This is a genomic window from Candidatus Aegiribacteria sp., assembly GCA_021108005.1.
GTDB lineage: Bacteria > Fermentibacterota > Fermentibacteria > Fermentibacterales > JCC-6 > Aegiribacteria.
Genome location: JAIORS010000205.1, coordinates 1 through 3580, shown reverse-complemented (window position 1 = coordinate 3580; position 3580 = coordinate 1). Strand labels below are relative to the sequence as shown.

At 41.7% G+C, this 3580-nt stretch carries 6 protein-coding genes; all 6 read right to left on the bottom strand.

Annotation, left to right across the window (positions count from 1 at the left end; genetic code table 11):
* Nucleotides 1-191: 191 nt before the first annotated feature.
* On the bottom strand, nt 192-509 hold the full coding sequence (locus tag K8S15_12830) for a type II toxin-antitoxin system RelE/ParE family toxin (GenBank protein MCD4776921.1): 318 nt from the start codon (nt 507-509) through the stop codon (nt 192-194).
* Nucleotides 497-754, bottom strand: coding sequence for a type II toxin-antitoxin system Phd/YefM family antitoxin (locus tag K8S15_12825; protein MCD4776920.1), 258 nt, complete (start codon nt 752-754; stop codon nt 497-499). Before K8S15_12825 ends, K8S15_12830 begins: the two co-directional genes overlap by 13 nt.
* A 181-nt stretch (nt 755-935) precedes the next feature.
* Nucleotides 936-1817 carry a hypothetical protein gene (locus K8S15_12820; GenBank protein ID MCD4776919.1) on the bottom strand — a complete coding sequence of 294 codons (882 nt, stop codon included), beginning with the start codon at nt 1815-1817 and terminating at the stop codon, nt 936-938.
* A gap of 173 nt (nt 1818-1990) precedes the next feature.
* Nucleotides 1991-2743 carry an AAA family ATPase gene (locus K8S15_12815; GenBank protein ID MCD4776918.1) on the bottom strand — a complete coding sequence of 251 codons (753 nt, stop codon included), beginning with the start codon at nt 2741-2743 and terminating at the stop codon, nt 1991-1993.
* Nucleotides 2744-2815: 72 nt separating this feature from the next.
* The gene (locus K8S15_12810) at nt 2816-3199 is read right to left on the bottom strand and encodes a type II toxin-antitoxin system death-on-curing family toxin (protein MCD4776917.1); all 384 of its coding nucleotides are present in this window, start codon (nt 3197-3199) and stop codon (nt 2816-2818) included.
* Nucleotides 3196-3393, bottom strand: coding sequence for a DNA-binding protein (locus K8S15_12805; GenBank protein MCD4776916.1), 198 nt, complete (start codon nt 3391-3393; stop codon nt 3196-3198). Before K8S15_12805 ends, K8S15_12810 begins: the two co-directional genes overlap by 4 nt.
* Nucleotides 3394-3580 lie beyond the last annotated feature (187 nt).

Sequence of the window (3580 nt, the reverse complement as noted above, 5' to 3'; positions counted from 1 at the left end):
GGATGACATTTTTGTTGTAGCTACTGTATTCATTTCTTCATTCCAATCATGCATAGGCCTAGCATCTTACTGGTAAGATTATGCGAGTTCAGGCCTGGCATTTCAATATTTCGAAGAGTGAACATTTGCATAACCAGCACAGGAATAACCATGGTAGGTTTCTGTGCGCCTGTGGCTGTTTCATGCTTTTGTTAGCTTTTTATCTTCTTGCGTTCCTCAAGCAAGTGTTTGCGTAATTCACGCTCAACACGCATTACATAAAGAATGTAGATCTTCTTTTTTTCCTGTCGGTAGAATATGCGGCAGGGACCAACAATTTTTTCTCTATATTGTGTGCCCTTGAGTTCTGGGGGGCGTCTGCCTGATTCGGAGAATTTTTCTAATGTTTCTACGGCGCGAAAAATAGTCTTAATAAGTCGCTTTGAAGCATCCAAGTTATCCAATGCGATATATTCAGCAATATCGTTCAAATCATGAAGGGCAGGTTCCGTCCAGATCAATCCAACCATTTTTTCATGGCTCTTTTTGCTTCGGTCTTGGACAATGTATGATTCTCTAATATTGCTCTCTCGCCCCGCGAAATGCCTTCCAAAATTTGCATTCGTTCTTGCATCATTTCAAAATCATCTGCATCGATTAAATATGCTGATGGCTTTCCATGTTCGGTTATCAATATGGGTTCTCGAGTTTCGTGCAAATCGGCCAGGATTTTCGTGGCTTCTCTTTTTAACTTCGTGACAATTTCGGTTTTCATAATAATGATACTATAGTGTCACTTCAGAAAAGTCAAGTATCTTCTTTTCAAGCAAACGCCCTGAATAACATGCACAAGTATCAGCCAAGCCCTTACCAATCGTTTGTGGCAGTGTCCAGCGACAATATGTTCTTCCTGTCGGCCGGGAATATTAATTTTCGTTCTTCAGTGGCAGGTTCATTCAGTGGTTAGAGTCTCTATTATCTTCGTTGCGATAAGCTCTAAAGGAAAGGTGTTCCTCAAGAATTCTGTAAGACCTTTTCAAAGAATCACGCAATCCGTTCACTATTTCTTCTGGAATGGCCTTGCCATTCTTAACTAATTTCCGGAAATGAAGAATCTCACACTCAAATCCCCTCAGAAAAGAGGCGATCTCGGATTCCTGATTCAAAAATTCATCACGGATTTCAATTGCTGTACGAAGATCCAAAACAATGGGCTTTATCACTGAGTAGATAATCTGCATTGATTCACCGTTTGTGAAATCCAGGTCTACTGTTTCGGAGAAATAGAACTCCAGAGCATCGTTACTTCCTTTGAATACATCTTGCAGTAGCAGTGAATCAGGTTCTTGGGGTGTGCAAGGAGACAGTACACCGATAAGGGGTACAAATCCCTCTTCGCCGGATGCCGCAATCACTAATTCCTCTTCTATGAACTCCAGAGCAACAATTTCTTCAACATCAGCGTAGTTATAGTCTGTTGCTCGATCCAGTCGACAATCTGGATCAAGTCCTTTGAAACAAGATTCTCTGAGTTCAGTCATTACAATGGCATGTCTGCCTGGCAGATTGTCCGGCCGTTTAAGATTCGTAATTATGGCATCTCCATTGCTCAATGTTTCTCTTGCCAGGGCAATGTACTCAGCGATTGTCGGAGTTCTCCTGCTGTTTAAATGAAAGCCAAATCTTTCTAGCACAAGATTAACTGTTCTGTCCGCCTGTACAAGCATACCCGCAGAAAGCCTTTTTTCTTTTGGATAGAACCGTAGTTGATATGGAATATGAGATGCTCCAACAAGATCTAGAGCACTTGTTTCAACTCCGTGTGTGGCGAGAAGCATTGAGAAACAATCCCAAGCACAGGAGTTGTTGTATTTCTGTTGTTTCCAGATTTCAGCTCGATTTTTCGGTTTCATTATTCCTTAGCTCTAACGCTTGGCATAACTTGCACAGTTATGACAGTAACCAGTTGCTACACAGGCGACTGTGACAAGTTAATGCCATTGTTAAACGCTTAATTTTCCAACAAAATATCTAGCATCCCATTATGATTAGCCATAAAATTCTTTGTTACAGCAAAGTTCTCTGTTTCTGTATACTCCACAACTTCCATTCCCGCACCGGATAATTGATAAATTATTGAGTTCGGATAAGCCATTATGATTGGGGAATGAGTAGCAATGATAAACTGCGACTCCTTCTTCACAAGATCATGTATTCGCGATAATACAGCCATCTGTCTGCTGGGAGATAAGGCGGCTTCCGGTTCATCCATAATATATAGACCATTGCCGCTTAAACGCTCAGTCAAAAGAGATAAGAACGATTCACCGTGCGACTGTTCGTGTAGAGATCGGTTACCGTATGAATCGGCAATAGGTTTGCCTAGACCACTGGACTCTTGATCCATCATTTCAATATCAGTGGCAACATTGAAAAAGCTCTCAGCTCGAAGGAAGTAGCCGTCTTTGGGGTGCTTAACTCCTTTGATAAGACGGATATACTCGTGGAGTGTGGAATGTGATGGACGCGTGCCAAAATGGAAGTTCTTTGATCCACCTTCAGGATTAAATCCCCATGCAACAGCAATAGCCTCTAGCAGAGTAGATTTTCCTGTGCCGTTTTCTCCAACAATGAAAGTAACTGCTGGATGCAATTCAAGCTTATAGAGATGTTTTACAGCATTAAGACAGAAGGGATACTCGTCTAAGGAGGGGACTTTTTCTCTTCTAAGTTCAATTTGAGAAATATACTGTTTTGATATCATTCATTCCCGTCTAATGCTATGCATAACCAGCATAGTGATTTAAATGCCAGTTACATAGCCACTATGACTGATTCATGCATTTGTGTGTATTTTCACCCAATCTGTAAATTCAGCACGATCCATTTTTCCTGCGGCAAGATCAAGCATGACTCGCTCCTGCTCATTTACAGCGCAGTCAAAGTCCGCTCCGTTAAGAATAAGGAATGTTTCCATGGCGGCATGTCCAACACGTTTGTTGCCATCGAGAAACGGATGGTTCATTACTAATGAGAAACAGATAGCAGCAGCCTTGGAAATTAAGTCTGGATATAGATCCTGTTGATCAAACGTGACATAGGGCTGATTGATAGCAGATTCCAAAGCACCCAAATCTCGAATTCCTGTTGGGCCTCCATAGGAGGATATGAGCCTTTCATGAAGCTCAAGTACTTCTGATATTGAAAGATAACGCATCAGGAGAGTCGGTGATAGAGTTCCTTGTTCTTTGACAATACGCGAAGAGCCGCTTCTTCGAAATCGTTGTCGGGTTGACTAATGATATCTTCAACAGATGCTGCCAGAAACTGCTCTGGGTCTAGACCATATCGTTTTGCTTTCTCACGCAATACCTGAGCCTTATTGTCTTCTATTTGAATAGTGATTTTCATCATCAATCTCACCTCCTATAGATATCATAGTACAACTGCATTGTATGTTCAACTGATTTGATCACACAACGCTTTGCATAACCAGCACAGAACTTACTGCGTCAGATCACTCAGCCCTGTGGCTGGTTCATGTATTTGTTGAACTAAGCGCTGCGGCGCAGCGCAGATTACCAATCATATAAATTCCTTC

What these genes read in the sequence shown, in the direction of transcription:
- K8S15_12830 (MCD4776921.1), bottom strand. Translation starts at nt 509, where the DNA reads ATGGTTGGATTGATCTGGACGGAACCTGCCCTTCATGATTTGAACGAT.
- K8S15_12825 (MCD4776920.1), bottom strand. Translation starts at nt 754, where the DNA reads ATGAAAACCGAAATTGTCACGAAGTTAAAAAGAGAAGCCACGAAAATC.
- K8S15_12820 (MCD4776919.1), bottom strand. Translation starts at nt 1,817, where the DNA reads ATGCTTCTCGCCACACACGGAGTTGAAACAAGTGCTCTAGATCTTGTT.
- K8S15_12815 (MCD4776918.1), bottom strand. Translation starts at nt 2,743, where the DNA reads ATGATATCAAAACAGTATATTTCTCAAATTGAACTTAGAAGAGAAAAA.
- K8S15_12805 (MCD4776916.1), bottom strand. Translation starts at nt 3,393, where the DNA reads ATGATGAAAATCACTATTCAAATAGAAGACAATAAGGCTCAGGTATTG.